Source organism: Catenuloplanes indicus (assembly GCF_030813715.1).
In the GTDB taxonomy this organism is placed as follows: Bacteria; Actinomycetota; Actinomycetes; order Mycobacteriales; family Micromonosporaceae; genus Catenuloplanes; species Catenuloplanes indicus.
Genome location: NZ_JAUSUZ010000001.1, coordinates 8,283,409 through 8,309,653 on the forward strand (window position 1 = coordinate 8,283,409; position 26,245 = coordinate 8,309,653).

Below are 26,245 nucleotides of genomic sequence, written 5' to 3' on the forward strand. Positions count from 1 at the left end.
CCGCCGAGGAGACCGCGTGAGCATGTTCGGCGGTGGTTTCGGCGGTCCCGGCGGCGGCCCGGGGTCGGGCTCGCCCGGCGGTTTCTCCGGCAGCGGCGCCGGGAAGGCCGCGCGCAACCAGGGCCTGCCGTTCGCCGGAATCCCGCCCGAGCTGGCCGACGGCGTGGCCCGGCTGGAGGCCACCGAGCCGCCGGTGCGGCCCGCGCACGAGCCGTTCTCGTTCGCGCCGGACGGCGGGCGCGTCTCGCTCTGGTCGCTGCTGTCCCGCCGCCCGCGCCTGCTGGTCGTGGCCGCGGTCGCGGTGCTGGCCGAGGCGCTGCTGCTGCAGTCCGGGCCGTACCTGGTGCAGATCGGCATCGACCACGGCATCGTCGCCCGCAGCGCCCCGGTGCTGGTCGCCAGCGCGGTCGCGTTCCTGCTCGCGGTCGTGCTCACCGGCGTGGCGACCGGCGCCCGGATCCGGCAGAGCGGCCGGCTGGCCGCCTACGCCACCCGCGACCTGCGCGTCCGCGTCTTCGCCCAGCTGCAGCGGATGTCGCTGGACTACTACACGCGGGAGAGGGCCGGCGTCACCATGACCCGGATGACCTCGGACGTCGAGGCGCTGCAACACCTGCTCCAGGAGGGGTTCGCGCAGTTCCTGATCCAGGGTTTGACCATGGTCGTGGTCACCGCGGTGCTGGTGCGCTACGACGCCGGGCTGGCCGCGCTCACGTTCCTGATCGTGGTGCCGCCGCTGCTCGCGCTCACGCTGTGGTTCCGGCGTGCCGCCGACGACACCTACAACCGGCAGCGGGACAGCATCGCGGCGATGTTCGCGCACCTGTCCGAGAGCCTCTACGGCGTGCGGGTGATCACCGCGTACGGCCAGCAGCACCGGCACGTGCTCGCGCATCGCGGTGTGGTCGGCGCGTACCGGGACGCGAACGACGCGACCGGCCGGATCAACGCGGTCTACGGCCCCGGCACGTCCGTGATCGGGCTGCTCGGACTGGCCGCGCTGCTCTGGATCGGCGGCCGGATGGTGCTGCGCGGCGAGCTGTCGATCGGCGAGCTGACCGCGTTCGTGCTCTATCTGAACGCGTTCTTCCTGCCGGTGCAGCAGCTGGTCCAGCTGTACACGAACTATCAGCAGGCCCGCGCCGCGATCGGCAAGCTGCGCGGCCTGCTGAGCACGCCGCCCGGCGTACCCTCGGGGGAATTTGATCTTCCAGAGGTGCGCGGCGAGATCACGTTCGCCGCTGTGGACTTCGCCTATGAACGCGGGCGTCCGGTGCTGACCGGCGTGTCGCTGCGGATCGCGCCGGGGGAGACCGTGGCGTGCGTGGGACCCACCGGCGCCGGGAAGTCCACGATCGCCAAGCTGGTGGCGCGCTTCTACGACCCGGTGTCCGGCACGGTCGAGATCGACGGCCACGACCTGCGCACGGTGTCGCTCCCGTCGCTGCACCGGCAGGTCGGCGTGGTCCCGCAGGAGCCGTTCCTGTTCGCCGCGTCGCTGCGGGACAACCTCGCGTTCGCCCGGCCGGACGCCGGCGACGCCGAGATCATGGACGCGGTCACCGCGGTCGGGCTGGACGACCTGGTCGCGCGCGTCGGCCTGGACGGCTTCCTGCACGAGCGCGGCCAGTCCGTCTCGTCCGGCGAGCGGCAGCTGATCGCGCTGGCCCGCGCGGTCCTGGCCGAGCCGCGGATCGTGGTGCTGGACGAGGCGACCTCCAGCCTGGACTTGCGCTCCGAGCTGCGGGTGGAGGCCGCGCTGGACCGGCTGCTGGCCGGGCGCACCGCGATCCTGGTGGCGCACCGGCTCTCCACGGCGCGGCGCGCGGACCGGATCCTGGTCGTCGAGGACGGCCGGGTGGTCGAGTCCGGCCCGCACGACGCGCTGATCGCCGCCGGCGGCCGTTACGCCGCGATGTTCGCCACCTGGGAATCCGCTATTCCAGGAACCGCGCGGTGAACGCGGCGAAGCGCTCGCCGTACTCCGCCTGGGCGGCCGCCACGATCGCGCCCGGGTCGGTGACCGGCTCCTCGCCGAGCCAGGCCACGAAGTCCTCGTGGGAATCCCGGTGCGCGTCGTCCGCGGCCCGGTAGAACGTGACGCCGTCCCAGTCCACCATCGGCTCCGCGTCGAACGTGGCGATCCGGAACAGCTCACGCAGGTTCCGGGCCACCACGTGCTGGCCGCCTTCGTCGCCGAACACCACCACCGGCAGCGTGGCGAGATCGGCCCGGTCGTCGACCTTCCACAGCGCGTAGAACGAGCCGCCGTCGGTCGCCCGCGCGAACGGGATCAGCGCGGCCAGGAACTCCGGATCCTTCGACCAGCCGGCCTCGAGACCGGACTTGTCGTCCCAGTCGTCCAGGCTGAAGCCGTCGGCGTACTCGCCGTACCCCACCTCGTCCTGGAGGTCCATCAGCCGGTTGAGCTCGGGAACCGGGGAATATGCGCTGGTCACGTCGTTTCTCCTCCTGCTCGGTGCGCCGCGAGCGTACGCCATCGCCACCACCCGCCGCGGACGATCAGCCGACCCCGCGCGGGTGGACTCGCCAATCGGATCTCCCGGCGTGCCGACCCGGGATGCGACCATGGTCCGGTGGATCCATTGAGTCTGATCGAGACCAAGCCCGGTGCCTACTCGCTGATCCTGCACGCCGGCAGCACGCCGGTCGACGAGGTCATCGAGGAGCTCGGCCACGAGCCGAACGGCTACTTCTGGGAGGGCGTGGCACAGCTCGTCGTCCGCTCCGACGCCCCGCACCTGGAGGGCCGCTTCCGCTACGACCCGGAGGGCAGCATGTTCTGCGCCTACGGCGCCGACCGTGCCGCGCTGGAGGAACTGGCCACCCACCTGGCCTCGGTCGCCACCGACGCGGTCCGCGCCCGCCTGATCGTCACGAACGCGGAGGCGCAGGGCTTCGAGTTCGACGACTGATGCGGTTCGCCGACGTCCACGTGGCGGCGGGTGGCTGCCGCCGTTGTCGCGGATGGTGGGGCGGCGTCCGGAGCGGGGCGCCCGGGCCGGCGGTGGGTGACGGTCAGGCGGCCACCAGGAAATCGTGGCGGCGGGCCGGGGTGGCGGCGGTGACGGTCCAGGCGAAGCGGACCGAGACGCCCGGTTTGAGCGGGGTGTCGCTGCGCCACTCGAAACGGTCCAGGTCGCCGAGCGGGGTGACCGTGGCGGGTGGGTCGAGGGGGCGGTCGCCGCTCATCGAGGAGAACTCGCCGGCGACGTGCATGGACAGGTGGCGGGGGAATTCGAGGCGGACCACCAGTTGCTTGGTCAGCCATCGGATCTCGCGCTCGAACCAGTCGCCCCAGTGGGTCTCCGGGAGGCGGTAGCCGTACTCGACGGTGGCGCGCTCGCCGGGATAGATCGGCTCGTGCAGGCCGAAGCGGCGGAAGCGGATCGCGATGTCGCGGCGCCACTCGCTGACCCGCTCGACCTCCCAGGTGACCGGGCGGCCGTTGTACCGGGCGTAGAAACCGAGGTCGCGGTCGCTGATCGGCTGTGCGGTGTAGAGGCGTTTCGCGGCCTGGTAGTCGTCCGGGGACGCGTCCGGCGCGACGTGCGCCGGGAACCAGGTGACCGGCGCGGACGTGCGGTTCAGCAGGTGCCGGCGGATCGAGATCTGGTAGCGCCGGTACGTCTCGTCGTAGCGGACCGAGGCCTCCTCGCGCTCCACGATCAGCTCCGAGGTGCCGGCCGCCGGCAGTTCGGCCTCGCGCGCGATGACCGCGCGCCGGGCCGGGTCGCCGGGCTCGCCGTGCCGCGCCTTGGCGCAGAGCTTGAGCAGCTCACCGTCCGCGCCGAGCACCGCGTCCGCGCGCATCGCGAAGTTCGGCGTGGGTGCGCAGCGGCCGCTGACGATGTGGCTCACGTACGACGGGTGGAACTGCATGGCCGCGGCAAGGTCCTTGTTACTCAGGCCGCGCTTTTCTTGTAGCGTTTTGAGCGTGGCGCGGAATTCTCTTTCGTCCGCTGCCTCTCGCCACCCAAGATCAGTCATGACTACGCCCACCTCCTGCTCAGACAACGAGTATTGCCACGATTACAGGCGGGGCGCAACCCTCTGTCCGAGGTACGGTTGACGAGATCCGGGATCATGTCGTCTAGCTGCTAAAACGGGGGTGGTGCGGTGCCGCGATCAGCCAGGTGGCAGATGGCTGGGGGGCACAAAGGACAATCGCTTTGAGGCGTCTGGCGATTGACCACCACGCAAATCGAAATGCAATTAATCGCCCTTTTCTTATTCCGCCGGCACGCCGCCGGACCCGCTTTCGTTCCCCGTCGGGTCGACATAGGTGATCTTTCGGACACGTCCTCGGTGATCCGTGGGGCATGTCGAGTAGGTGCCGGTGCCGTTCGACGTAGCATCAGCAACCTACGTGAGGAGACTCTGATGCGTACCTTGATCGTCACCGCGTTCGTGTCGCTGGACGGTGTCATGGAGGCGCCGGGCGGCGAGCCCGGCTACCGCAACTCCGGCTGGACGTTCAAGGGCGTGGAGTTCGACCCGGCCGCGTACGAGATCAAGGCTCGTGAGCAGGACGAGGCGGGCGCGATGCTGATCGGCCGCCGGTCCTACGAGGCGTTCGCCCCGGTCTGGCCGACCATGACCGAGGACTTCAAGGGCTACAACAGCATGCCGCGGTACGTCGTCAGCACCACGCTGGCCGCGCCGGACGAGCGCTGGCCGGCGACCATCCTGCGCTCGCTGGACGAGGTGGCGGCGCTGAAGGAGACCGAGGGCGGCCCGATCATCGTGCACGGCAGCGCCACGCTCGGCGCCGCACTCGCCGACGCCGGGCTGGTCGACCGCTATCACCTGCTGGTCTTCCCACTGCTGCTGGGCGCCGGCAAGCGCCTGTTCAGCACGGCCGACAAGGACCTGACGGCGCTGCGGCTCGCCGAGCACGAGGTCTACGGCAACGGGATCCAGAAGCAGGTCTTCGACGTGGTCCGCTGAACTCAGCCCGCGTGCACGGTCTCGCGGATCGCGGCGTCCAGGGACCGGCCGCTGACCGGCTCGATGTACAGGTTGCGCCGCGCGAGCCGGGCGAACGCGGCGATGTCCAGGCCGGTCTCCCGGCTGGCCAGCCTGGTGCGCGCGCCGCCGACCGCGGCCGGGAGCGTGACCGCGGAACCCGGGAGACGGCGGACCGGCCGGGCGCGGCCGGTCGCCGCGGCCATCCGGGCGAACAGCTCGCGCCAGGTCAGGTTCTCGTCCGCGACCGGGAGGTCCGCGCCGCCGCCCCGGTCCGGCGCGTCGGCCGCGGTCTCGGCGACGCTGCGCGCGGAGACCGCGGCGGTGCCGCCCCGCTCCGGCAGCCGCCACTCCGGATGCAGCCGGTGGAAACACGTGTAGTAGGAGCCCATCAGCACGCCCCGGGTCAGCCCCTCCGCGCGGGTCGCGGTGAACAGCCGGACCAGCGGGTCGACCATGTTCGCCCGGAACGCCGGGTGGGCCGGTCTCGGCACCGGCTTCTGCTCGTCCGTCCGCGCCGCGTAGACCACGCCGTCGTACCGCGCAGCAGCGCGCGCAGGTCCGCGACCGAGGCGGTCCCCGCGTCCAGCACACGCTGCACGTCCGGCCGGGCGGTGCGCGCCACGGCGGTGACGTCGTGCCCCCGCGCGGTCAGCACGCTGACGACATGTGCCCCGATGAGACCGCTTCCACCGACCACGCGACAACCTGCATGGACGCATTGTCCGGACTCGATGCGGCGCCGTCACCCACGACGAGACGTGCGGGGAGGAGTGCCGTCGACGACCGGTGCCCGTGGGAGCGTGCGGAACCCGGCCATGCCGGAAGCGGGCGGATCATTAAAGGTCTTTCGGCCCTGAATGCTGCTCGCAGCGCAGGTCAGAGTGGAGGGAACACGTTCAGGAGGTGTGCCATGGTCCGGATCTCGCCGGCGGCGGACGCCGCCCCCACGGCGCCGGACGGCTATCGGGCGGAGGATCTCGCCGCCGCGGTCGCCGCGGCCGTGCGGGCGCCGTCGCAGCACAATACGCAGCCGTGGCGGTTTCGGCTGTCCGGTGGCGCGATCGAGATCCGGTCGGACCCGGCGCGGCGGCTGCCGATCGCGGACCCGACCGGCTGGGCGGTGCGGATCGCGTGCGGCGCCGCGCTCGGCAACGCGCGGCTGGCGCTGGCCGGCCGCGGGCGGCCGGCGGACGGCGTGATCCGGCCGGTGCCGGGCGAGGCGGACCTGGTGGCGCGGCTGGTGCCGGGCCCGCCCCGGCCGCCCACGCGGACCGAGCTGGCGCTGCTCGCGGCCGTGCCGAGGCGGCGGAGCACGCGTGGCCGGTTCTCGGCGCAGCCGGTGCCGGCGTCGATCCGGGCCCGGATGCTGGACGCGGTGCGCTCGGAGGGCGGCTGGCTCGACCTGATCGTGGGCACCCCGGCCGTGACCGCGGTCGCGGAGATCGCGCACAGCGCGGACCGGGTGCTGCGGCGCAACGACGAGTACCGCGCGGAGATCGAGGCGTGGACCCGCCCGGCGCCGTCCTTCGACGGCGTGCCGCCGGAGGCCGCGGGACCGAAGGCGGACCCGACGGACATCCTGCCCCGGCGCGACTTCCGCGGCGCGGTGCCGGACCGGGACGCGACCCCGGAGCCGGAGCCGCTGGTCGCGGTGCTCGGCTCACCGGCGGACACCGCGACCGAGCAGATCGCGGCCGGTCAGGCGCTGCAGAAGCTGCTGCTCACGATCACCGACGCGGGCCTGGCCGCGTCGATGGTGTCGCAGCCGATCGAGGTGCCGGCCGCACGTGAGCAGCTGCGGCTCGCGCTCGGCCGGTCCGGCCCGCCGCAGATGGTGGTGCGGATCGGCTACGCGGACCCGGGCGCCACCACGCCACGCCGCACCGTGGAGAGCGTGATCATCCCGGCATAGGGCACTGTGGGACCCATGCGGCTCGCCACCTGGAACGTCAACTCCGTCAAGGCCCGTCTGCCCCGGCTGCTCGAGTGGCTGGCGGCGACCGGGCCGGACGTGCTGTGCCTGCAGGAGCTCAAGGTCTCGGCCGGGCAGTTCCCGCACGAGGAGATCACTGCGCTCGGGTACGAGGCCGCCGTGCACGGCGACGGCCGGTGGAACGGCGTGGCCGTACTGTCCCGCGTCGGGCTGGCCGACGTGCGCACCGGCTTCGACGGCGACCCCGGCTTTCCGGACGAGGCTGCGCAGGAGACGCGCGCGGTGTCCGCGACCTGCGGCGGGCTGCGCGTCTGGTCGGTCTACGTGCCGAACGGCCGCACTCCGGACGACCCGCACTACGCGTACAAGCTGCTCTGGCTCGCCCGGCTGACCGAGGCGCTGGAGCGCGAACCGGCTCCGCTCGCGGTCTGCGGGGACTTCAACGTCGCCCCGGCCGACGACGACGTGTGGGACCCCGCGGTGTTCGCCGGCTCGACCCACGTGACGAAGCCGGAACGGGACGCGCTGGCCGCTCTGCGCGAACGTCGCGGTCTGCACGACATCGTGCCGCGGCCGCTCAAGGGAGACCGGCCGTTCACCTATTGGGACTACCGCGCGGGCATGTTCCACCAGAACAAGGGCATGCGGATCGACCTGGTGTACGCGACCGAGCCGGTGCCGTCGCGGGTCACCGACGCGTACGTCGACCGCGAGGCGCGCAAGGGGAAGGGGCCGTCCGACCATGCGCCGATCGTCGTCGACATCGATCTGTAACGGGTTGCGGTGAGAACCGTCACCGTTAGGCGCGACAGTTGCCGCCAGGCAAGTAGGGCGTAGGCTGGCCGTTGACCGCGCTGAACGACGCAAAACCGACACCCGGAACCGGAGGAGAACGCCGTGACGGGGATACGGAACGTCAGCACGCCACCGCCGACCCACCTCTTGCACGCCGTACTCGATGCCACCGCGGAAGCGGTGCTGCTCTGTGACGACCAGGGCACGATACTGCTCGCGAACGCCGCCGCGCACCGTCTGCTGCCCGGCCTGCTCACCATCCGGGAGATCACCGACGACCCGGACTCGTTCGACCGCGAGCTGCACGGGCGCCCGCTGCGGGGACGACGCCAGCCGGTCGACGACGCACACGACGTGTGGACGGTGCACGACTGCACGGACGAGACGGCCCGCCTGGCCGCGATCGCCGAGGAGCGGGAACGCACCGCGTTCCTGGTCGAGGCGAGCCGCCGGCTCTCCGCCTCGCTGCACCGCGGCCGGTGCGTGCGCACCACGGTCGAGCTGGCCGCCGCGCACCTGGCGGACGCGGCCGTGGTCGTGCTGCCCCCGGCCCGGCACCGGGTCGAGTGGGTGCGCGCGGTCACCGGCAGCCGCTTCGAGACCGGCGTGATGAAGGAACGCGACGCGGAGAGCGTGCCCGGCCTGTCCGAGGCGCTCGCCGGGTTCCCGCCGGTGCCGAGCCGCTGGCTGGACCAGACCCAGGTGCCGGCGTCGCTGCTTCCGGCCGGGTTCGGCGAGATCGGCGCGCTGCTGGTCACGCCGCTGCCCGGCAACGGTGTGCCGGCCGGCGCGCTGATCCTGGCCCGGCGTGCACCCGGCGCGTTCGCCGAGTCCGAGGAGTTGCAGGCCCGCATCTTCGCGGCCCGGGCCGGTGGTGCGATCTCCGCGGCCGTGCTCTACCAGGACCAGGTGGAGACGACCGCGATCCTGCAGGCCGACCTGCTGCCGCCGGACCTGCCGCACATCGACGGGCTGGAGCTGGCCGGGGCATACCGGCCGGCCAAGGACGCGGCCCGGATCGGCGGCGACTTCTACGACGCGTACCCGCGCACGCCCTCGCTCTCCCCGTCCGGCACGGACGCGGAGACCATGGTGGTGCTCGGCGACGTGGTCGGCAAGGGACCGAAGGCGGCCGTGCTGGCCGGCAAGGTACGCCAGACGCTGCGCGCGCTGCGGCTGCTGGAGGGCCGCCCGGAACCGCTGCTGCGGGTGCTCAACCAGGCGTTGATGGACCCGCGCGACCGCACCCGGTTCGTCACCATGGTGCTGGCCTCGATGGTCCGCGACGGTGACGGCTGGCGGGTCACGGCCGCGTCCGGCGGGCACCCGCCACCGCTGATCCTGCGCGCCCGGGGCGGTGTCGAGGCGGTCCCGGCCAGGGGCACGCTGATCGGCGTCACCGGCCCGATCCGGGTGGAGACCGCGACCGTCCGGCTCGGCCCCGGCGACCTGCTGCTGCTCTACAGCGACGGCCTGTTCGAGGCGCGCGGCGGCGTCGGCGGCCGGGACGCCTACGGCGAGGACCGGCTCGCCGACTCGCTCGCCAGCTGCCGCGACATGCCCGCGGCCGCGGTCGTGGAACGGCTCGAACAGCTCGTCTCCGACTGGATCAACGGTGCCGGGCACGACGACATCGCGATGCTGGCCGTGCGGGTACCACCGCGCATATCGGAGAACGGATACCATCCGGCGAGCTTCCGGCGTGCCCGATGACGGCGACCACGCCGCTGCGGCACGGCGTCGACGAGCAGTACCTGGAACTCATCGGCGCCGGTGACGAATGGGGCGCCACCGACCTGGTGCTCACGCTGTGGGAGAACGGCGCCGACCCCGAGCAGCTGCTGCTCGGCCTGATCGCGCCCGCCCAGGTGCGCGTGGGCGAGCTGTGGGCGGCGAACGAGTGGTCGGTCGCGCGCGAGCACGGCGCCACCGCCACCAGCGAACGCGCCATAGCCGCACTCGTCGCCCGCGCCGCACCCCGGCCCACGCTCGGCCGGATCACGGTCGCCTGCACCGACGGCGAATGGCACGCGCTCCCGCCCCGGCTGCTCGGCGAGGTGCTGCGGCTGCGCGGCTGGCGCGTCGACTTCCTCGGCGCGAACGTGCCCGGCCCGCACCTGGTCACCCACCTGCACCAGACCGGTCCGGACGTGGTCGCGCTCAGCTGCGCGCTACCCACCCGGCTGCCGCGCGCCCACGCCACGCTCACCGCGTGCCAGGCCGTGGGCGTACCGGTGCTCGCCGGTGGCCGCGGCTTCGGCGCCGACGGCCGGCACGCGCGCCTGCTCGGCGCGGACGGCTGGGCCGCGACCGCCACCGACGCCGCGGACATCCTCGACTCCGGCTGGAACCCACCGGCCCGCGCCCCGCACGACGACCTGGCCCACCTCGCGGACGAGGAGTACACGCAGCTCGTCCGGCAACGCCACGGGATCATCTCCGGCGTGCTGGACCGGCTCCGTGACGCGTACCCGCCGATGCGCGCCTACGACGCCCGCCAGGCCGACGCGACCGCCGAGGACGTAACGCACATCGTCGACTTCCTCGCCGCCGCGCTCTACGTCGACGACGCCACGGTCTTCACCGACTTCCTCACCTGGACCGCCGCGGTGCTGGCCGCCCGCGGCGTCCCCGCCTCGGCACTGACGGTCTGCCTCGACCTGCTCAGCACCGACCTCCGCGACTTCCCCCGCGCCGGGGAACTGTTGAAATCGGGTTTAGCGGAACTGGCCACGGGTATTTCTCCGGGCCAGGACATCACAAGGCCGGAGCGATGATCGACGATTCCCCGCTACGTATCCACCAAAGTCACCCGGACAAGACGACAGTCATCCTGTCCCTCTCCGGCGACCTCGACTTCGACACCGCCGAAGAATTAGTCGACCACGCCGGCCGAGCCCTCACCCCGGGTATCTCGTCACTCTCCCTCGATCTGTCCGGGCTGTACATCTGCGACTCATCGGGGTTGAGCGCGCTGATTCATATCAGCCAGGAAGCCCGCGGTCTTGGGGCCACTTTTGCGATGACGGGGATCACCGCCCAATTGCGCCGGATCCTTGAGGTGACCGGGCTGGATTCGGTGCTGGGTACCGCGGCGCACGATGACGACCGCGCCGGGGCGCATTCCTGAGGTTCGCCGGATTGCGTCGCGGCCTCGGTTCACCGGCGTCTCACAACCCCGCGTCCAAGTCCCGCTCGCCCTGGCGCATCCGCGTTATGGCGACACGTAGGCCCGCCTCGCCGACGGGTTCGGTGTCGGGCTGGCGACCGCATGGCGTTACGTGTGCGGAGGCCCGCACGGGGAATGGATCCCGGCCTCACCCGCGCTGCCGGGCGGTGCACACGACCTTACCGCCGCCCGCACCCGGTACCGGTCGTCCGCAGGACCCGAGCACCCGGCGGCCACAACACCCCTCCTGAGCGGCCGCTCAGTTTTCCACCCCGCTCACGGGATGTGATCGGGCCGGGATTTCGATAGCGTGCGCGGGAGGGATGACGGTCGGTGCGGTGGTCGTCGCTTAAGTTGATCACCCATCAGTGTGGTCTCTAGCTGCGGGGCTGGGTCCGTGGGTACCATCCCGGCGGCGCGGCGGCGCGCTGGCCGGGAACGGGTGGGGGAGACAGCAGTGGAGAGTCCGTCGCAGCTGGCGGTGGATCTGGGCACGACCCACACGGTCGCGGTCGTCGGGCAGCCCGGGGAAGCGCCTCGCACGCTGCTGTTCGACGGGTATTCGCTCATGGATTCGGGCGTCTACCTGGATGCCGAGGGCAACATCGTGACCGGACTGGAGGCGACCCGGCTCGGTGCGAACGATCCGGTCCGGTTCGAACCGCACCCGAAGCGGCGTGTCGGTGAGGGGTCGATCCCGCTCGGCGGCGTCGAGGTGCCGGTGGTGCTGCTGCTCAGCGCGGTGCTGTCCCGGGTCGCGCACGAGGCGCGGATGGCCGGGGTGAACCCGGACGGCGCGCTGCTGACCTGCCCGGTCGGCTGGGGGCGGCAGCACCGGGAGATGCTGACGGACGCGGCACGCCGGGCCGGCATGGGCGAGGTGCGGCTGCTCGAGGAGCCGGTCGCGGCCGCGGTCTACTGCACGCAGGTGGAGGGGCACCACGTACCGTTCGGTGGTTCGATCGCGGTCTTCGACTTCGGCGGCGGCACGCTGGACGTCACGGTCGTGCGCCGGGAGATCAACGGCTGGCAGGTGGCGAGCACCGGCGGCCTGGCCGACCTCGGCGGCGTCGACATCGACCTGGCGCTGCTCGACCACCTGCGCCGGCATCTGGCCCGCCGCGACCCGGAGACGTGGAAGCGGCTGTTCCGCCCGCGTACGGCCGTGGAACTGCGGTCACGCCAGGATTTCCGCACCGAGGTGCGCGGCGCGAAGGAGGCGCTGTCCCGCAACTCGGCCGTGACGGTCCGGGTGCCGGGCTGGGACCGGCCGTTGCACCTGACCCGGGAGGAACTGGAGCACGTGGCGGAGCCCCTGGTGGCCCGCGCGGTCGAGGAGACCCGGCGCGTGGTCGAGGCGGCCGGCGTGTCGTCGTTCCTGCTGAACTCGTTGATGCTGGTCGGCGGGTCGAGCCGGATGCCGCTGGTCTCCGCGCGCCTCTACGCCCGGCTCGGCACCACGCCGTCGGTCCCGGAGCAGCCGGAACTCCCGGTCGCGGTCGGCGCGCTCGCCTACCACCGGCTCAGCCGCAACGAGGAGACCGGCGACCTCTCCCAGGTCGTCGCGATCACGCCGGAGTCCGGCCACGTCACCCGCGCCGGCCAGGCCGCGCAGAGCTTCCGCGTCCCGGTCGCCCAGCCGAGACTTCGGCACCTGCAGCGACGCTGGCTCGGCGCGGTCCGCAACGCCTTCAAAACCCCGAAGGACTGACGGAAGGCGATTTTCCCGCTTCCGGCCCGGTTGCGGCCCGTACGCTCCCGCGGGCCAACCTCGCCGAGGGCTCCGACTCCGCTGGCGCTCCGCTCCGCCCGCGGCATCGGAGCCGGTCCCGCCGTGGCCGGGAAGGACCACGCGACCTCCGCCGGTCACCGGTCTCCACCGCGCCGCGCCCCGGGCGCCGGCCTTCGCAGGGTGTTGTGTTCTCCGGCCGCCGGTTCCGGTCGGTTCCTGCGCTGTCCGGCCGCCGGTTCCGGCCGGTTCCTGCACTGTCCGGCCGCCGGTTCCGGCCGGATCGTGCGCTGGCCGGCCGGGGTTTCCGCCGCGCCCGCCGGCCGCCGGTCTCTGTCAGGAGTTCGTGGAACCCTGGCTCCGGGCGGGTGCCACCCTTTTTGCCCCTTCGGCCGCGGTTCCGCTGCGCCCCGGACTCCGCCCGCCGGTTTCAGATTTCCGCCGGGTCTCCGCGCGCCGGCCTCCCCGGCGCCGGCTTCCGTGGGGTGTTGCGTTCCTCTGGCGCCCGTTCTCGTCACGCGCCGGTTCTCCGTGGCCGGTTTTCGCCACGCGCCGCGTTCGGCGGGTGATGGCTCTGCCGATTGTCGCGTTCCCGGCTGCCTGATTCACCGGTGCCACGACGTGAATGACGGCCCGGTCGCGGACGATGGCGCTAGCGGCCCCGAGTGGCGACAGGATCCGCTCCCGCGCCGCCCGGCGGTCAGCCCCGCTGTTGCACTCCGATGACCGAGAGCAGGCGCAACTTGTCCCAGGACTCGCTCCCCGGAACCGCCGTGTAGATGAGCAGCCGGTGGGCGCGTTCCGGGTCGAGCAGGGTCTGGCAGTTCAGCTCGAGCAGCCCTACCTCGGGATGATTCAGCCGCTTGGTCTCGCTCAGTTTCACCCCGATCTCGTAACGATCCCAGTAGTCCGCGAAATCGCGACTCTCCTTGAACAGCAGAGATGAGATGTGCGCGGCACGCGAGTTCGCTCCATCGCGACCCACCGCGGCCCGCAGGCCCGACGCAAATGCACGGGAATGGAGCTCGTGCAGATCGGGCGGAAACAAGTCTCGCTGCCGCTCGTCGGTGAACCACCGGTAGATGATGCTGCGCGCAGGCCCGGTGAACCGCGTGGTGTCGCCGGTCAACGCCGCACCCAGTGGGGTCTGGCGGAGTGTCTCGCCGAGTTCGGTCGAGACCTCGGCCGGGGTGTCGGTGAGCCGGTCGAGTGCCCGCATCATTCCCGGGCTGACGTGGTCGCTTGCGCGCCCGCTCGCAGGAGGCCGATACCCGGCGAGGACGAAGAGATGGTCGCGCTCGTCCAGTGACAGATGAAGCCCTTGCGCGATCGACGCGACCATCTGCTCGGACGGCTGCGGCCCGCCGGCGCGTTCCAGGCGTGAATAGTAGTCGGCCGACATGTTGCTCAGAGCGGCCACCTCCTCACGCCGCAGGCCGGGTGTCCTACGGCGCGCGCCGGGGAAGATGCCGACGTCCGACGGCTGGAGGGCCTCGCGGCGGCTCCTGAGAAAGCGGGCCATACCTACTCGGTCGAACACCGGGAGTTCCCCCCTGTCGTCTCAGCCATGTCTCGCCTGCGGTGCGACGCCAGTCGCGTAGCTCCATGATCGCGCACGCCGGCCCGGACGTTCCTCTGCATGACATGCACTGGTTGGTCGCAAGCGGCTCTCTGATCATGGAGGAACGCACCCACTCAGGAGGAATGACATGACTGATCTCACGGGAAAGGTCGCTGTAGTCACCGGATCCGCTCGCGGCATCGGCGAAGCAATCGCAAAGCGCTTCGCCTCGCTCGGTGCGAATGTCGTCGTCAACTATTCGACGGACGAGGAGAACGCACGGCGCACGGCGAGCGAGATCGAAGCGGCCGGCGGGCGGGCGCACGTCGTGCAGGCCGACATCTCGTCGTTGCCCGACATCGACCGGCTCTTCGACGAGACGCTCACCACGTTCGGCTCGGTCGACATCGTCGTCGCGAACGCAGGACGCGAGGTCGTCGGTCAGCTCGCGGCCGACGTGACGGAAGACGATTTCGACCGGCTCTTCAGCGTGAACGCCAAAGGCGCGTTCTTCACCCTGCAGAAGGCGGCGAAAGTGCTGACCGACGGCGGCCGCCTCATCTCGATCGGGTCGACGACGACGATCTTCCCGTACTCGGGGCTGGGCCTGTATTCGTCCAGCAAGGTGGTCGCGGCTCAGTTCGTCCGCATTCTCGCTCTCGAACTGGCCTCGCGCGCCATTACCGTCAACACCATTCTGCCGACCGGCATTCTCGGCGCGGGCGTTTTCGCCGACCCCGCCGGCGCCGAGGCCTTCCGCGCCGGGGACGCGCAGATGGGCCGGATCGACGGGCGCGTCGGGACGCCCGAAGACGTCGCGGATGCAGCCGAGTACTTCGTCGGCGACCTCGCCGGCTGGGTGAGCGGACAGACGCTCACGGTCGCCGGCGGCGCCATCGCCTGACCCGCGCCACCAGCCACACTCACACGTACGCAAGGAGCACCACATGTCACCCCGGAAGCAAGACATCACCATCCCCGATATGTCGGCGAAGCGCGTTCTCGTCACGGGCGCGAGCGATGGAATGGGACTCGTCATCGCGCGCACGCTCGCCGCCGCCGGCGCCGAGGTCATCATGCCGGTCCGCAACCGGCGAAAAGGTGAGGCCGCCATCACGACGATCCGCGATCACGCGCCTCGGGCCAGGCTCGAACTGCGTGAGCTCGACCTCTCGTCGCTCGAGTCGGTCTCGGCGCTCGGCGAGCAGCTGCGTGCGGAGGCGGCCCCGATCCACGTCCTCATCAACAACGCCGGCATCATGACGCCGCCCAGCCGGCAGCTCACCCGGGACAGGTTCGAGGTACAGTTCGGCACGAATCATCTCGGGCATTTCGCGCTCGTCGCGCACCTGCTTCCTCTGCTGCGGCAAGGAAAGGCACGGGTCGTGTCGCAGACCAGCGCGTCGGCCCAGGCCGGGGGGATCAATTGGGACGATCTAAACTGGGAACGGTCGTACTCGGGCTCCCGCGCCTATGCGCAGTCCAAGATCGCGGTGGCCCTGTTCGGTCTCGAGCTCGATCGCCGCAGTAAGGCGAACCGGTGGGGGATCACGAGCAACGTGTCCCACCCCGGTCTGGCGCCGACCAGCCTGCTGGCCGCGCGGCCTGAGGTCGGCCGCGCGCGGGACACGTCGACCGTCAGAATGATCCGTTGGATGTCGGCGCGGGGCATCCTGGTCGGAACCGTCGAGAGCGCCGGGCAATCAGCTCTGTACGCCGCCACGGCCCCCGAGATCAAGGGCGGCGAGTTCGTCGGACCGGGCGGTGCCGGTGGCCTGGGTGGCCCGCCGCGGATCCAGCGCCCCTACCGGCCCTTCAGGGATCAGCATGAGGTAGCTCAGCGCCTCTGGACGACGTCGGAAGAACTGACGGGAACGAGCTTTCCCTCCTGAGAGTCCGTTGTGCTTCGCGCGTCCCGGGCACTCATCAGATGGGGATGGACCAGGTGAGGAGGGTGCCGGACGGGTGCGGCGCGGGTGCGGGGGTGAGGTCGAAGGTGCCGTCGTGCGTGGTGGCGCGGTCGCCGAGGTTGACCAGGCCGCTGCGGGCCGCGTCGGGTGGGCAGCCGACGCCGTTGTCCAGGACGGTCAGTGTGAGGCGGCCGGCGGCGACGCGCACGCCGACCTCGACCACCGTGGCCCGCGCGTGCTTGACCACGTTGGACAGCGCCTCGCGCAGCACGGCCAGCAGGTCGTCCCGGACCGCGTCCGGGACGGCGCTGTCGACCGGGCCGAAGAGGTCCAGACGGGGGCGGAAACCCAGGGGGATCGCGGCCGCGTCGACCATCTCGCCGAGGTCGGCGCGGAGGGCGGGCGCGACCGGGGTGCGCAGTTCGAAGATGGCGCGGCGGATGTCGCGGATCGTGCTGTCCAGGTCGTCGACGGCCGCGTTGATCCGGGCGCCGGCCTCCGGGCGGCCGGCCAGCGGTATCGCGGTCTGCAGGTGCAGCCCGGTGGCGAACAGCCGCTGGATGACCACGTCGTGCAGGTCGCGGGCGATCCGCTCGCGGTCCTCCAGCACCACCAGCATTTCGCGTTCCTCCTGCGCCCGGGCGCGTTCCAGGGCCAGCGCGGCCTGCCCGGCGAACGTGCCGAGCATGGTCAGGTCATCGTCGTCGTGCCGGATCGCGGCCGGGTCGTGCACGACCACGAGCGCGCCGTGCAACGCCTCCGCGCTGCCCAGCGGTGCGATCATCGCTGGGCCGCCGGGCACGTCGCCGGGCCAGGCCGCAGCCTTGGCGAGGCTGTCGACGGTGACGGTGCCGGCGCCGGTGACCGCGGGCAGGAACGCGGTCTCGCTGGCCACCAGCTGCACGCCGGGGGACACGGACGAGTGGCCGTCCACCACCTCGACGGTGAGCCGGTCCGCGTCCGCGTCGTAGAGCAGGACCAGCACCAGGTGCGCGCCGGACACCTCGCGTGCGCGGCGGGCGATCAGCGACAGCGCGTCGGTGCGGCGGACCTCGGACAGCAGCACGCCGGTGATCTCCGCGGCCGCGGCCAGCCACTGCTCGCGGCGGTGCGAGATCGCGTACAGGCGGGCGTTCTCGATCGCGACACCGGCCGCGGCCGCGAGCGCGACCACGACCTCCTCGTCGTCCACCGTGAACTCGGCCGCACCCTGCTTGTCGGCCAGGTACAGGTTGCCGAAGACGTGCTCGCGGATGCGCAGCGGCACGCCCAGGAACGAGTGCATCGGCGGATGATTGGCCGGGAACCCGTACGACTGCGGGTGCTGGGTGATGTCCGGCATGCGGACCGGGCGCGGGTCCTGTATCAGCAGGCCCAGCACGCCCCGGCCGTGCGGCAGGTCGCCGATGTGCGCGGCCTGCTCGCGGGTCATGCCGTGGGTGATGAAGTCGGTCAGCCGGCGGTCCGGCCCGACCACGCCGAGCGCGCCGTACCGCGCACCGGCCAGTGAGCACGCGGCCTCCACGATGCGCTGCAGCGTGCTGCGCAGATCGAGGTCGGTGCTGATGCCGACGACCGCGTCGAGCAGTGCGCGCAACCGTTCCCGGCTGGCCACCACGTCGCCGACGCGGTCGAGCATCTCCTGCAGCAGTTCGTCGAGGCGGACCCGGGACAGCGGCCCGAGTCCGAGCGAGGGCGGTTGGTCTACGGCCACGAACGCTAGCGTACGGCGGACGTGTCGATCAGTTGTGCCGCCGGCATCCGTGGCGTGGCCGGCGGTCCCGCATGCTCGGTGTCCGGCAGGCCCAGGCGCACCACCAGGTACGGGTAGCCCAGCTCGGCCAGCGTCATCCGCAGCGCCGTGCGGGTCACGTCGACCTCGATCACGCCGGACAGCGGCAGCACGCCGATGCCGCGCTCGGCCGCGGCCAGCCACGCCGCGGACAGCGCCTCACCGGCCCGCAGCCAGGTGCGCGGCTCGTCGTCGGGACCGAAGATCACCCCGTACGACGCGAAGTTGTCGTGGCCCTCGCCGATCGGCAGCCGGCCGTGCTCGCCGAAGTCCCGGTTCGGCACGGTCGACTGCACCGGCGTCTCCGGCAGTGACTCGGCGGGCAGCGTCTTCGCCTTCCAGAAGTCCAGCTCGTGCTGCACGAACGGGTCGCGCACCGCCACCTCGACCGCGCGCCCGGCCGCGGCGGCCAGCTCGTAGACCTGGTCGTCGACCAGCAGGTGCAGTTGCACGCCGTGGTCGGCGACGATCCGCTGCAGCGCGGTCAGGTCGGCCGGTGCGACGGCCTCGTCCCGGGTCGGCCGCCGGTCGGTGCGCCGGGTCCGCAGGTGCTGCACGCGGCGCATCGCGGCCGGTGTGACCTCGCACGGCGCGCTCGGCGTGATCCTGGCCAGCAGCTCCGGCCCGTCGAAGCGCTCCACCGAGGCGGTGAGGCCCAGCGCCTCGAGCGCTACCACCGCGTGGTGCAGTGCCGCGCCGACGCTGACCGTGAGCAGCCGGCCGGCCGGGTCGATGGAGAGCACCTTCCGCTCGGGTACGGCGTACAGCTCCAGCGCGTCCGGCAGCACCCGCCACCGCCACGGCTGCGTGTTGTGCACCGACGGCGCGAACCCGGCCGTCGCCGCGGCCTCGGCCAGCACGGTCGCGGCCGTGCGGGTGGTCTGGCTCGTCATGGTGTGCCTCCTGAACTCTCACTGCCATGACCAGTGTCGCGGCGCAGGCCCGGGACCCGGCAGGGCCACGGGCACCGGTCGCACAGGACCTAAGTCCCGGCCGGGAACGCGCAGAACTCGTTGCCCTCCGGATCGGCCATGATCCACCAGCGGTTCTCGTCGTCCGGTGCGCGCAGCACGGTGGCCCCGGCGGCGACCAGCGCGTCCGGTGCGGCGTCGGTGAGCGTCACGTCCCAGTGCAGGCGGTTCTTCACGGTTTTCGGCTCCGGCACGTTCCGGAACACGAAGTTCTCGAACGTCTGACCGGCGCCGTCCGTCACGGCCGCGAAGTCGCCGGACTCCTCGACGTCCCCGCCGAGGACCGTGCGCCACCACCGGGCCTGGGCCGCGCCGTCCCGGGCGTCCACGACCAGCTCGTACAGGCGGGGCGGTCGCCCGTCCGGCGGGAACACGCAGAACTCGTTGCCCTCCGGGTCCCGCATCAGCCACCACTTCTCGTCCGGACGCGGCTCCAGCAGCACCGTCGCACCGGCCGCGACCAGCGGCGCGATCGTCTCGCCGGTGCCGAGCCGCAGATCGAGGTGCACGCGGGTCTTCACCGGCGGCGGCGCCTCCGGCACGTCGTTGATCCACACGACGGGCGCGTCCCCGATGCCGGGGGTCAGCCACCAGAACTGCGGATGCGTCCGGTGTGGCGTCCGTTGCGCGTGCAGCGCGAGCTGCCAGAACCCGGCCGTGCGGTCGCCGTCGGAGGCGTCGATGCAGATGTCCTTCAGGCTGGCGAGCGGCATGGTCACATCCTGCCCGATCGTCCGCTGCGTGGCAGACTCGATCGGAGAGGGAGGTTCACATGACCGACGACCGCCTCAGGCCACCGAGTGAGACCGTCGAGTGCCGGGGTGCGGCCGTGCGGATCGTGGACCCGGACCGGATCCTGCTGGCCGCGGCCGGCCCGGAGCCGGTCGAGCTGCTGCACGGCGCCTCGTTCCCGGGCCCGCTGCGCGCGGTGACGCTGACCGCGGGCAGCCGGCTGTCGACGAACGGGCCGGTCTACCGGTTCGTGGGCACGGCACGGCGGGCAGCCGGCTTCGACGCGCTGCGGATCGGGCTGACCGGGCCGGTCGGCGTGATGCTCGCGCGGCAGATGGCGACGAAGGACCCGCTCGGGTTCGCGGCGCGGACCGCGTCGCTGGCCGGTGAGACGATCCGGCGGCTGGGGGAGCGGCCGGAGGACCTGCCGAAGGACCGGACCGTGGTGGACGCGGTCTCCGGGCTGTCCGCGCGGGTCATCTACGGCGTGGAGCCGTCCGGGCTGCCGCAGCAGGTGTCCGTGACCGTGACGGCCGAGGCGCCGCGCCGGGCCGACGTGGCGCTCACGCCGTACCTGCGCGGTTTCGTGGTTTTGTTCTTCGAGGTTCTGGCGGACCTGGCCGGGGCGGAGCTGAGCGGCCGCTACCACGTCGGGTTGCGGGAGGAGATCGCCGAGCGGACCGACCGGACGACGCTGGACCAGGTCGGCGGGCTCGACCACATCGTGTCCCAGCTGCGCGAGGTCGCGGTCAGCTTCAACCATCCGGAGGCGATGGCCCGGTGGGGTGCGCGACGGCCGCAGGGCATCCTGCTGTACGGGCCGCCCGGCACCGGCAAGACCATGCTCGCCACCGCGCTGGCCAACGAGATCGGCGGTGAGCTGCGTGAGATCCGTACGCCGGAGATCCTGGACCGGTGGCTCGGCGCGTCCGAGCGCAACATCAAGAAGATCTTCACCGAGGCGCGCCGCTACACCACGCCGACCGTGCTGCTGTTCGACGAGTTCGACTCGATCATCAGTTACACCGGCGGCGGGCAGGACGCGGCCGGTCAGGCGATCAACTCGGTGGCCGGCATCTTCAAGCAGGAGATGAACACGCTGATCGAGGCCAACCCGCAGGTCATCGTGGTCGCCACGACGAACTTCCCGGACCGGGTGGACGCGTCGCTGACCCGGTCCGGCCGGTTCGACATCAAGCTGTCCGTGCCGAAGCCGGACACCGGCGGCCGCGCCGAGATCATCGCGAAGATGCTGCGCGCGCTGATCGCCGCGCACGAGACGCCCGGGTTCCGGATGTTCGGCGACGACGTCGACGCGGGCGAGCTGGCCGCCGCGAGCCCGGGCGCGACCGGCGCCGACATCCGCGAGGCGCTGCGCCGCGTGCAGCTGCAGAAGGCGATGGCGGAGGCCCGGGGGCACGCGCCGGAGCCGATCAGCCAGGCCGAGCTGATTCAGGCGCTCATGACAGTTTCTCCGGCTTGAAGCCCCAGTGCCACGGCTCGCGCGGGGTGTCCTCCTCGAAGCCGTACTTCCCGGCGTTCTGCCGCATCCAGGCCTGCGCCTTCGCGTTCAGGTCCAGGTCGGTCGCCATGCCCCAGCCGTGGTCGGAGGTGCCCGGCTTCGCGGCCAGCCCGCCCTGTGAGTAGAGGCCCTTGCGGCGTACCAGGTCCACCTGCTCCTCGTACGGCCGGTACGAGTCGGTGATCCCGATCGTGACGCCCTGTGCCTTGGCGTCCGCGATCATCTGGGTCAGCTTCTCCGCGGCCGGTGCCCAGAGCTTGTGACCGGTGCTGCCGACCTGGCCCAGCGCACTCGCCGGGATCTTGCCGTTGCCGTACCCGGCCAGGTCCTCCGGGATGCCCTTCGAGTTGACCTTCATGCTGGCGGTGGGCGTGGCCGGGGCCGGGGCCGTGCTGCCGTGCACGGCGCTGGCCAGCGCGGACGCGAACGCCTGGCCGGTGTGCGAGACCGCGCTCGCGGTCCGCGCCGCGGTCTGCTGGGTCATCGACGCGATCCGCTGCTCGATGTCGTTTATCCGCGCGGTGATGCCGGTGATGCCGTTCAGCACGCGCCACCTCCCCCGAAGCTGGTTCAGCCACCCATCGGCGGCCGCCGCCCCGACCTGAGGGGATCAGGGCACCGGGATCAGCCGGAAGATCCGGACCGGCCGGTCGCCCGCGGTGTCCAGGTACAACCGGTACCCGGGCCAGCGCGCCACGATCGCGGTCCAGAACCGGTCGTACTCCGCCCGGTCGGTGACCTCCTCGGCCCGGACCGCCAGGTCGGCGCCGCGTACGGTGACGATCGCGACCGGCGTGGCACCCAGGTTGAACACCCAGCCGGGTGGGCTCGGGCGGCCCCAGTTCGTGCCGACCACGACGAACGCGTCGCCGTCGCGCAGGTAGCTGATCGGGTTCCGCCGGGGCAGACCGGAGCGCCGGCCGGTCGTGGTGAGCAGCAGGCTGGGCAGCATGCCGAGGGCGACCACCCGGCCCCGGGTGACCCGGCTGATCAGCCGGTCCAGCGGCACCGCGGCCTCGGCGAACCGGGTGAACCACCGGTACCGGCTCATCCGTGAGGAGATCATCCGCCACCATCGCATGCGCTCACGATCCCGAATGCGACCGGAAAAATCTAGGATCGTCGCCATGCTCGCCGAACCGCCGGATCTCGACCGGGCCGACGTGGCCGCCGCGCTCCACAGGGGATGGGGGCTGACCGTGGCGGCGCTGGACTACGCGCCGCTCGGCTACGGCGCGCACCACTACCGGGCGCGGGACACCGGCGGCGCCGAGTGGTTCCTCGGCGTGGCGCTCGACCCGGACGTGGCCGCGCTGGAGCGCGCGTTCGGCACGGCCGCGGCGCTGCGCGAGGCGGGGCTGGACTTCGTGGCCGCGCCGCTGCGCCGGCCGGACGGGCGGTGCGTGACCGTGACGGCCGGGGGTGCGGCGGTCTCGGTGACGGAGCTGATCGACGGGCGGTCGCACGGGTTCGGCGACGTGCTGCCCGCGCCGGTGCGCGCGGAGCTGCGGTCCGCGCTCGACCGCATGCACGCCTCCCCGGTGCCGCCGGGTGCGCCGGTCGACTCGTTGGCCGTGCCGTACCGCGACGAGCTCGACGGTCCGTGGAGCGACGGGCCGTACGCACGGCGTACCCGCTCGTTGTTGATCTCTCGAACGGCTTTTCTGGAAGATCTTTTCGCCCGGTACGACGCGTTGGTGCCGGTCGTGACGGCGGAGCGGGCGGCGTGGGTGGTCACGCACGGTGAGCCGCATCCGGGCAACGTGATGCTCCCGGCCGGCGGCGGCCTGCGGCTGATCGACTGGGACACGGTCGCGGTCGCGCCCCGGGAGCGCGACCTGTGGATGGTCGCGCCGGACGACTCGCCCGCGGCCGCGCTGTACCGGTTGCGCCGGACGCTCACCGACATCTGCGCGTTCGTGCGCGAGCTGCGCGGGCCGCACGTGGACGACGAGGACACCCGGCTGGCCTGGCGCGAACTGAGCGGATACCTCGCACCGGCCATATGATCGGCCGCATGGCACGAGTCCTGATCGTCGGCGGGCACGGCAAGGTCGCACTCCTGCTCGCGCCGCTGCTGGTCGCGGCCGGTGACGAGGTGACGTCGGTGTTCCGCAACCCGGAGCACGTGCCGGACGTGGAGGCGACCGGCGCGCACCCGGTCATCGCGGACGTGGAGTCGCTGGACGTCGAGGCGATCGCGGCGCTGCTGGCCGGCCACGACGCGGTGGTCTGGTCGGCCGGTGCCGGTGACGGCAACCCGGTCCGGACCTACGCGGTCGACCGGGACGCCGCGATCCGCACCATGGACGCGGCCGAGCGGGCCGGCGTGCGGCGGTTCGTGATGGTGTCCTACTTCGGTGCCGGCCCGGACCACGGCGTGCCGGCGGACAGCGGCTTCTTTCCGTACGCGGACGCGAAGTCCGCGGCCGACGCACACCTGGCCGGGACGTCGCTGGACTGGACGATTCTGCGGCCGGGCCGGCTCACGACGGACGCGCCGACCGGGCTGATCGAGACGGCCGCGCAGGGTGCGGCGCCGGGCGCGGTGTCCCGGGCGGACGTGGCCGCGACCGTGGCTGCCGCGCTGGCCGACCCGTCGACCCGCGGCCTGACCGTCGAGTTCAACAACGGCGGCACGCCGATCGGGTCAGCGCTCGTACCGTAGGTACCGGGACATGTGCCGGACGGCCGGGATCGGGCGGAGCACGGCCGACATCATCCGGGCGCCGTGCGGCAACCGCTCCACACCGGGCGCGGTGAGCGCGTCGACCGCGTCCCGCAGGCGCAGGCCCGGCACGTCCCGCACCAGGTCCCGCGGGTGATCCACGCTCCAGTGCAGCGTGGCGCCGGACATCCGGACCGCCGGGTTGGCCTTCTGGGCGCGGATCGCCAGCCGGTTGAACGCGTCGAACGCGATCGTGGTGCCGCCGTTGAAGCGGTCGGTGATCCGGCGCAGCAGTGTGAGACCCTGCTCCTCGGTGAGGTACATGCTCAGGCCCTCCGCCACGGCCAGCGTCGGCCGCCCGGTCGGGATGCGCTCCAGCCAGCCGTCGTCGGTGACCGACGAGCCGATCATGTGGTAGCCGGGCCGCTCCGGGAAGAGCGCGCGACGGATCTCGATCACCTCGGGGAAGTCCACGTCGATCCAGGTCACGGCCGGCCCGGGAGCGATCCGCCAGACGCGGGTGTCCAGCCCGGCGCCGAGATGGACCACGGTGGCCTCGCCGTCGTGCTCGCGCAGGAACTCGCGCACCCACTCGTCGATGAACCTGGCCCGCACCGCCACGGTGGGCGCCATTCGCGGCGTGATGTGCGTGGCGCCGAAGTCGAAGTCGATCGCGTCGACCGCCTCGGCGGCCATCGTGTCGCCGAGCACCGGATCGGCGGCGCGTGCGTCGAGCGCCCGCGCGTACAGCGTGACCAGTAGCGTCTCGCGCGCGCCGGAGAGGCGGACCGGCAACATCCTTTGACGGTACGCGCGACGGTCCGGCGCGTGGGGCCCGCGCGGTGCGGCATACGGCAGAACGGGCGCACTGCACATTTCGCACCCGCCGGACGCCGCGGCGGCGATATGGTGCCCGGGTAAGGCCGCACGACGCGCCGGAGGTCGACCGAACAGCATCCGTTGAAGCCGCGTCAAGGCGCGATGACCGCGCTCGGTGATCCATGCCTCACTGGGGCCGTTGCGCCGGTTCCCGGCGGAGGGTTTACGGTGAACGGAAGGTCTACCCAGAGATCTGCCGGTAAAGCGAGGGAAATACATGACGGACGTCAAGGCGAGCGATGTCAAGCTTGAGCATCCTGGCGGACAGCTGTCGATGCCGGTCCGAAACGCGGTTGAGGGACCGGCGGGTGTCGACGTCGGTCAGTTGTTGAAGGAAACCGGATACGTCACCCTCGACACCGGATTCGTCAACACCGCCTCCTGCACCTCCGCGATCACCTACATCGACGGCGACGCCGGCATTCTGCGCTACCGCGGTTACCCGATCGACCAGCTGGCGGGTAACGCGTCGTTCCTCGAGACGTCGTACCTTCTCATCTACGGCGAGCTCCCGACCACGGAGCAGCTCGCCGAGTTCGACTCCCGGGTCCGCAAGCACACGCTGCTCCACGAGGAGATGCGCCAGTTCTTCGGCGGTTTCCCGCGCGACGCGCACCCGATGGCCGTGCTCTCCTCCGCCGTGAGCGCGCTGTCGACGTTCTACCAGGACGCGCTCGACCCGTTCAATCCCGAGGACGTGGAGATCTCCACGGTCCGGCTGCTGGCCAAGGTGCCGACCATAGCGTCGTACGCCTACAAGAAGTCGATCGGCCAGCCCGCGCTGTTCCCGGACAACAACCTGGGCTACGTGGAGAACTTCCTCCGCCTGACGTTCGGCGTCCCGACCGAGGACTACGAGGTCGACCCGGTCGTCGCCAAGGTGCTGGACATGCTGCTCGTCCTGCACGCCGACCACGAGCAGAACTGCTCCACCTCGACGGTGCGGCTGGTCGGCTCGTCGCACGCGAACCTGTTCGCCTCCGTCTCGGCCGGGGTGAACGCGCTCTTCGGCCCGCTGCACGGCGGCGCGAACGAGGCCGTGCTGACCATGCTCAACGGCATCCACCAGTCCGGCGGCGACATCAACGCGTTCGTCGAGCGGGTGAAGAAGAAGGAGCCCGGCGTCAAGCTGATGGGCTTCGGTCACCGGGTCTACAAGAACTACGACCCGCGCGCCGCCATCGTGAAGAAGGCCGCGCGGGACGTGCTGGAGCGCACCGGCGGCAACGACCCGCTGCTCGACCTCGCGATGCAGCTGGAGGAGATCGCGCTCGCCGACGACTTCTTCATCTCCCGCAAGCTCTACCCGAACGTGGACTTCTACACGGGCCTCATCTACAAGGCGATGGGCTTCCCGACCAAGATGTTCACGGTGCTGTTCGCGCTCGGCCGGCTCCCCGGCTGGATCGCGCAGTGGCGCGAGATGATCAACGACCCGGCTACGAAGATCGGCCGCCCGCGCCAGCTCTACACGGGCGAGGCCGAGCGCGCGTTCGTCCCGATCACCAACCGCTGAACCTCGGCTGACGGGCCCGCGCTCCGGCGCGGGCCTTTGCCGTCGGTCCGGGTTCACGTCGATGTCGCCTGGGGCC

The 26,245-nt window shown here is 71.9% G+C and carries 25 protein-coding genes and 2 pseudogenes; 16 read left to right on the top strand and 11 right to left on the bottom strand.

Annotated elements, in window-relative coordinates; genetic code table 11:
* Positions 1-22 precede the first annotated feature (22 nt).
* Entirely contained in the window at positions 23-1,960 is a 1,938-nt protein-coding gene (locus J2S42_RS37165; RefSeq protein WP_307249248.1) for an ABC transporter ATP-binding protein, read from the top strand.
* On the opposite strand, the gene J2S42_RS37170 is transcribed toward J2S42_RS37165, so the two are convergent.
* On the bottom strand, positions 1,938-2,459 hold the full coding sequence (locus J2S42_RS37170) for a hypothetical protein (protein ID WP_307246990.1): 522 nt from the start codon (positions 2,457-2,459) through the stop codon (positions 1,938-1,940). The genes J2S42_RS37165 and J2S42_RS37170 overlap by 23 nt on opposite strands.
* Before the next feature lie 138 nt (positions 2,460-2,597).
* Between J2S42_RS37170 and J2S42_RS37175 the strand changes: the two genes are divergently transcribed.
* Entirely contained in the window at positions 2,598-2,936 is a 339-nt protein-coding gene (locus J2S42_RS37175) for an Imm51 family immunity protein (protein WP_307246992.1), read from the top strand.
* A gap of 103 nt (positions 2,937-3,039) precedes the next feature.
* Here J2S42_RS37175 and J2S42_RS37180 read toward each other — a convergent pair whose 3' ends face one another.
* The gene (locus tag J2S42_RS37180; protein ID WP_307246994.1) at positions 3,040-4,011 is read right to left on the bottom strand and encodes a helix-turn-helix domain-containing protein; all 972 of its coding nucleotides are present in this window, start codon (positions 4,009-4,011) and stop codon (positions 3,040-3,042) included.
* 393 nt (positions 4,012-4,404) lie between these two features.
* Between J2S42_RS37180 and J2S42_RS37185 the strand changes: the two genes are divergently transcribed.
* Positions 4,405-4,971 carry a dihydrofolate reductase family protein gene (locus tag J2S42_RS37185; RefSeq protein WP_307246996.1) on the top strand — a complete coding sequence of 189 codons (567 nt, stop codon included), beginning with the start codon at positions 4,405-4,407 and terminating at the stop codon, positions 4,969-4,971.
* A 2-nt stretch (positions 4,972-4,973) separates the two neighbouring features.
* Here J2S42_RS37185 and J2S42_RS37190 read toward each other — a convergent pair whose 3' ends face one another.
* Positions 4,974-5,519: a Rossmann-fold NAD(P)-binding domain-containing protein gene (locus tag J2S42_RS37190; protein WP_307249331.1), complete on the bottom strand. Its 546-nt coding sequence runs from the start codon at positions 5,517-5,519 to the stop codon at positions 4,974-4,976.
* A gap of 116 nt (positions 5,520-5,635) precedes the next feature.
* A pseudogene (locus J2S42_RS37195) lies at positions 5,636-5,689 on the bottom strand (hypothetical protein); the annotation flags it as partial.
* Between the two features lie 213 nt (positions 5,690-5,902).
* Between J2S42_RS37195 and J2S42_RS37200 the strand changes: the two are divergent.
* The 7 genes and pseudogenes from J2S42_RS37200 (at position 5,903) to J2S42_RS37230 (ending at position 12,600) form a co-directional block, all read left to right on the top strand.
* Positions 5,903-6,904 carry an Acg family FMN-binding oxidoreductase gene (locus tag J2S42_RS37200; RefSeq protein WP_307246998.1) on the top strand — a complete coding sequence of 334 codons (1,002 nt, stop codon included), beginning with the start codon at positions 5,903-5,905 and terminating at the stop codon, positions 6,902-6,904.
* Between the two features lie 15 nt (positions 6,905-6,919).
* A complete protein-coding gene (locus J2S42_RS37205; RefSeq protein ID WP_307247000.1) occupies positions 6,920-7,699 on the top strand; it encodes an exodeoxyribonuclease III in 780 nt (259 codons plus the stop codon).
* Positions 7,700-7,822: 123 nt separating this feature from the next.
* Positions 7,823-9,433: a SpoIIE family protein phosphatase gene (locus J2S42_RS37210; protein WP_307247002.1), complete on the top strand. Its 1,611-nt coding sequence runs from the start codon at positions 7,823-7,825 to the stop codon at positions 9,431-9,433.
* Positions 9,430-10,497: a cobalamin B12-binding domain-containing protein gene (locus J2S42_RS37215; RefSeq protein ID WP_307247004.1), complete on the top strand. Its 1,068-nt coding sequence runs from the start codon at positions 9,430-9,432 to the stop codon at positions 10,495-10,497. The genes J2S42_RS37210 and J2S42_RS37215 overlap by 4 nt, the downstream gene beginning before the upstream one ends.
* Entirely contained in the window at positions 10,494-10,850 is a 357-nt protein-coding gene (locus J2S42_RS37220; RefSeq protein WP_307247007.1) for an STAS domain-containing protein, read from the top strand. The genes J2S42_RS37215 and J2S42_RS37220 overlap by 4 nt, the downstream gene beginning before the upstream one ends.
* Positions 10,851-10,896: 46 nt before the next feature.
* Positions 10,897-11,088, top strand: a pseudogene (locus J2S42_RS42065) (helix-turn-helix domain-containing protein); the annotation flags it as partial.
* Positions 11,089-11,346: 258 nt separating this feature from the next.
* The gene (locus tag J2S42_RS37230; protein ID WP_307247008.1) at positions 11,347-12,600 is read left to right on the top strand and encodes an Hsp70 family protein; all 1,254 of its coding nucleotides are present in this window, start codon (positions 11,347-11,349) and stop codon (positions 12,598-12,600) included.
* 718 nt (positions 12,601-13,318) lie between these two features.
* Here the strand turns inward: J2S42_RS37230 and J2S42_RS37235 are convergent.
* Complete coding sequence (locus tag J2S42_RS37235; protein ID WP_307247010.1) at positions 13,319-14,158, bottom strand: helix-turn-helix transcriptional regulator; 840 nt, start codon at positions 14,156-14,158, stop codon at positions 13,319-13,321.
* Positions 14,159-14,327: 169 nt separating this feature from the next.
* On the opposite strand from J2S42_RS37235, the gene J2S42_RS37240 reads away from it, so the two are divergent.
* Positions 14,328-15,083: an SDR family NAD(P)-dependent oxidoreductase gene (locus tag J2S42_RS37240; RefSeq protein WP_307247012.1), complete on the top strand. Its 756-nt coding sequence runs from the start codon at positions 14,328-14,330 to the stop codon at positions 15,081-15,083.
* A 43-nt stretch (positions 15,084-15,126) separates the two neighbouring features.
* The gene (locus J2S42_RS37245; protein WP_307247014.1) at positions 15,127-16,071 is read left to right on the top strand and encodes an SDR family oxidoreductase; all 945 of its coding nucleotides are present in this window, start codon (positions 15,127-15,129) and stop codon (positions 16,069-16,071) included.
* Positions 16,072-16,105: 34 nt separating this feature from the next.
* Here J2S42_RS37245 and J2S42_RS37250 read toward each other — a convergent pair whose 3' ends face one another.
* The 3 genes from J2S42_RS37250 to J2S42_RS37260 all read right to left on the bottom strand — a co-directional run bounded on the left by J2S42_RS37250 (position 16,106) and on the right by J2S42_RS37260 (position 19,565).
* Positions 16,106-17,728, bottom strand: coding sequence for a GAF domain-containing sensor histidine kinase (locus tag J2S42_RS37250; protein ID WP_307249250.1), 1,623 nt, complete (start codon positions 17,726-17,728; stop codon positions 16,106-16,108).
* 80 nt (positions 17,729-17,808) lie between these two features.
* Positions 17,809-18,774 carry an Acg family FMN-binding oxidoreductase gene (locus J2S42_RS37255; RefSeq protein ID WP_307247016.1) on the bottom strand — a complete coding sequence of 322 codons (966 nt, stop codon included), beginning with the start codon at positions 18,772-18,774 and terminating at the stop codon, positions 17,809-17,811.
* A gap of 89 nt (positions 18,775-18,863) precedes the next feature.
* On the bottom strand, positions 18,864-19,565 hold the full coding sequence (locus J2S42_RS37260) for a VOC family protein (RefSeq protein ID WP_307247018.1): 702 nt from the start codon (positions 19,563-19,565) through the stop codon (positions 18,864-18,866).
* Positions 19,566-19,624: 59 nt separating this feature from the next.
* Here J2S42_RS37260 and J2S42_RS37265 point away from each other — a divergent pair, with 59 nt between their 5' ends.
* A complete protein-coding gene (locus J2S42_RS37265; RefSeq protein ID WP_307247020.1) occupies positions 19,625-21,067 on the top strand; it encodes an ATP-binding protein in 1,443 nt (480 codons plus the stop codon).
* Here the strand turns inward: J2S42_RS37265 and J2S42_RS37270 are convergent.
* Positions 21,045-21,653: a M15 family metallopeptidase gene (locus tag J2S42_RS37270; protein ID WP_307247022.1), complete on the bottom strand. Its 609-nt coding sequence runs from the start codon at positions 21,651-21,653 to the stop codon at positions 21,045-21,047. The two genes, J2S42_RS37265 and J2S42_RS37270, sit on opposite strands and share 23 nt — an antisense overlap.
* Before the next feature lie 63 nt (positions 21,654-21,716).
* Positions 21,717-22,157, bottom strand: coding sequence for a nitroreductase/quinone reductase family protein (locus tag J2S42_RS37275; RefSeq protein ID WP_307247024.1), 441 nt, complete (start codon positions 22,155-22,157; stop codon positions 21,717-21,719).
* Positions 22,158-22,233: 76 nt separating this feature from the next.
* On the opposite strand from J2S42_RS37275, the gene J2S42_RS37280 reads away from it, so the two are divergent.
* Both J2S42_RS37280 and J2S42_RS37285 read left to right on the top strand, forming a co-directional pair.
* On the top strand, positions 22,234-23,115 hold the full coding sequence (locus tag J2S42_RS37280; RefSeq protein WP_307247026.1) for a phosphotransferase: 882 nt from the start codon (positions 22,234-22,236) through the stop codon (positions 23,113-23,115).
* A gap of 8 nt (positions 23,116-23,123) precedes the next feature.
* Positions 23,124-23,774: an SDR family oxidoreductase gene (locus J2S42_RS37285; protein WP_307247028.1), complete on the top strand. Its 651-nt coding sequence runs from the start codon at positions 23,124-23,126 to the stop codon at positions 23,772-23,774.
* Here J2S42_RS37285 and J2S42_RS37290 read toward each other — a convergent pair.
* Positions 23,757-24,572: a class I SAM-dependent methyltransferase gene (locus tag J2S42_RS37290; protein ID WP_307247030.1), complete on the bottom strand. Its 816-nt coding sequence runs from the start codon at positions 24,570-24,572 to the stop codon at positions 23,757-23,759. The two genes, J2S42_RS37285 and J2S42_RS37290, sit on opposite strands and share 18 nt — an antisense overlap.
* A gap of 298 nt (positions 24,573-24,870) precedes the next feature.
* On the opposite strand from J2S42_RS37290, the gene J2S42_RS37295 reads away from it, so the two are divergent.
* Complete coding sequence (locus J2S42_RS37295) at positions 24,871-26,169, top strand: citrate synthase (RefSeq protein WP_307247032.1); 1,299 nt, start codon at positions 24,871-24,873, stop codon at positions 26,167-26,169.
* The last annotated feature ends 76 nt before the right edge of the window (positions 26,170-26,245 follow it).

Bases quoted from the DNA above. Each gene is read 5' to 3' on its own strand.
- J2S42_RS37165 (WP_307249248.1), top strand. From the start codon at position 23: ATGTTCGGCGGTGGTTTCGGCGGTCCCGGCGGCGGCCCGGGGTCGGGC.
- J2S42_RS37180 (WP_307246994.1), bottom strand. From the start codon at position 4,011: ATGACTGATCTTGGGTGGCGAGAGGCAGCGGACGAAAGAGAATTCCGC.
- J2S42_RS37185 (WP_307246996.1), top strand. From the start codon at position 4,405: ATGCGTACCTTGATCGTCACCGCGTTCGTGTCGCTGGACGGTGTCATG.
- J2S42_RS37200 (WP_307246998.1), top strand. From the start codon at position 5,903: ATGGTCCGGATCTCGCCGGCGGCGGACGCCGCCCCCACGGCGCCGGAC.
- J2S42_RS37205 (WP_307247000.1), top strand. From the start codon at position 6,920: ATGCGGCTCGCCACCTGGAACGTCAACTCCGTCAAGGCCCGTCTGCCC.
- J2S42_RS37215 (WP_307247004.1), top strand. From the start codon at position 9,430: ATGACGGCGACCACGCCGCTGCGGCACGGCGTCGACGAGCAGTACCTG.
- J2S42_RS37220 (WP_307247007.1), top strand. From the start codon at position 10,494: ATGATCGACGATTCCCCGCTACGTATCCACCAAAGTCACCCGGACAAG.
- J2S42_RS37240 (WP_307247012.1), top strand. From the start codon at position 14,328: ATGACTGATCTCACGGGAAAGGTCGCTGTAGTCACCGGATCCGCTCGC.
- J2S42_RS37245 (WP_307247014.1), top strand. From the start codon at position 15,127: ATGTCACCCCGGAAGCAAGACATCACCATCCCCGATATGTCGGCGAAG.
- J2S42_RS37250 (WP_307249250.1), bottom strand. From the start codon at position 17,728: ATGCTCGACCGCGTCGGCGACGTGGTGGCCAGCCGGGAACGGTTGCGC.
- J2S42_RS37255 (WP_307247016.1), bottom strand. From the start codon at position 18,774: ATGACGAGCCAGACCACCCGCACGGCCGCGACCGTGCTGGCCGAGGCC.
- J2S42_RS37260 (WP_307247018.1), bottom strand. From the start codon at position 19,565: ATGCCGCTCGCCAGCCTGAAGGACATCTGCATCGACGCCTCCGACGGC.
- J2S42_RS37265 (WP_307247020.1), top strand. From the start codon at position 19,625: ATGACCGACGACCGCCTCAGGCCACCGAGTGAGACCGTCGAGTGCCGG.
- J2S42_RS37275 (WP_307247024.1), bottom strand. From the start codon at position 22,157: ATGAGCCGGTACCGGTGGTTCACCCGGTTCGCCGAGGCCGCGGTGCCG.
- J2S42_RS37280 (WP_307247026.1), top strand. From the start codon at position 22,234: ATGCTCGCCGAACCGCCGGATCTCGACCGGGCCGACGTGGCCGCCGCG.
- J2S42_RS37285 (WP_307247028.1), top strand. From the start codon at position 23,124: ATGGCACGAGTCCTGATCGTCGGCGGGCACGGCAAGGTCGCACTCCTG.
- J2S42_RS37290 (WP_307247030.1), bottom strand. From the start codon at position 24,572: ATGTTGCCGGTCCGCCTCTCCGGCGCGCGCGAGACGCTACTGGTCACG.
- J2S42_RS37295 (WP_307247032.1), top strand. From the start codon at position 24,871: ATGACGGACGTCAAGGCGAGCGATGTCAAGCTTGAGCATCCTGGCGGA.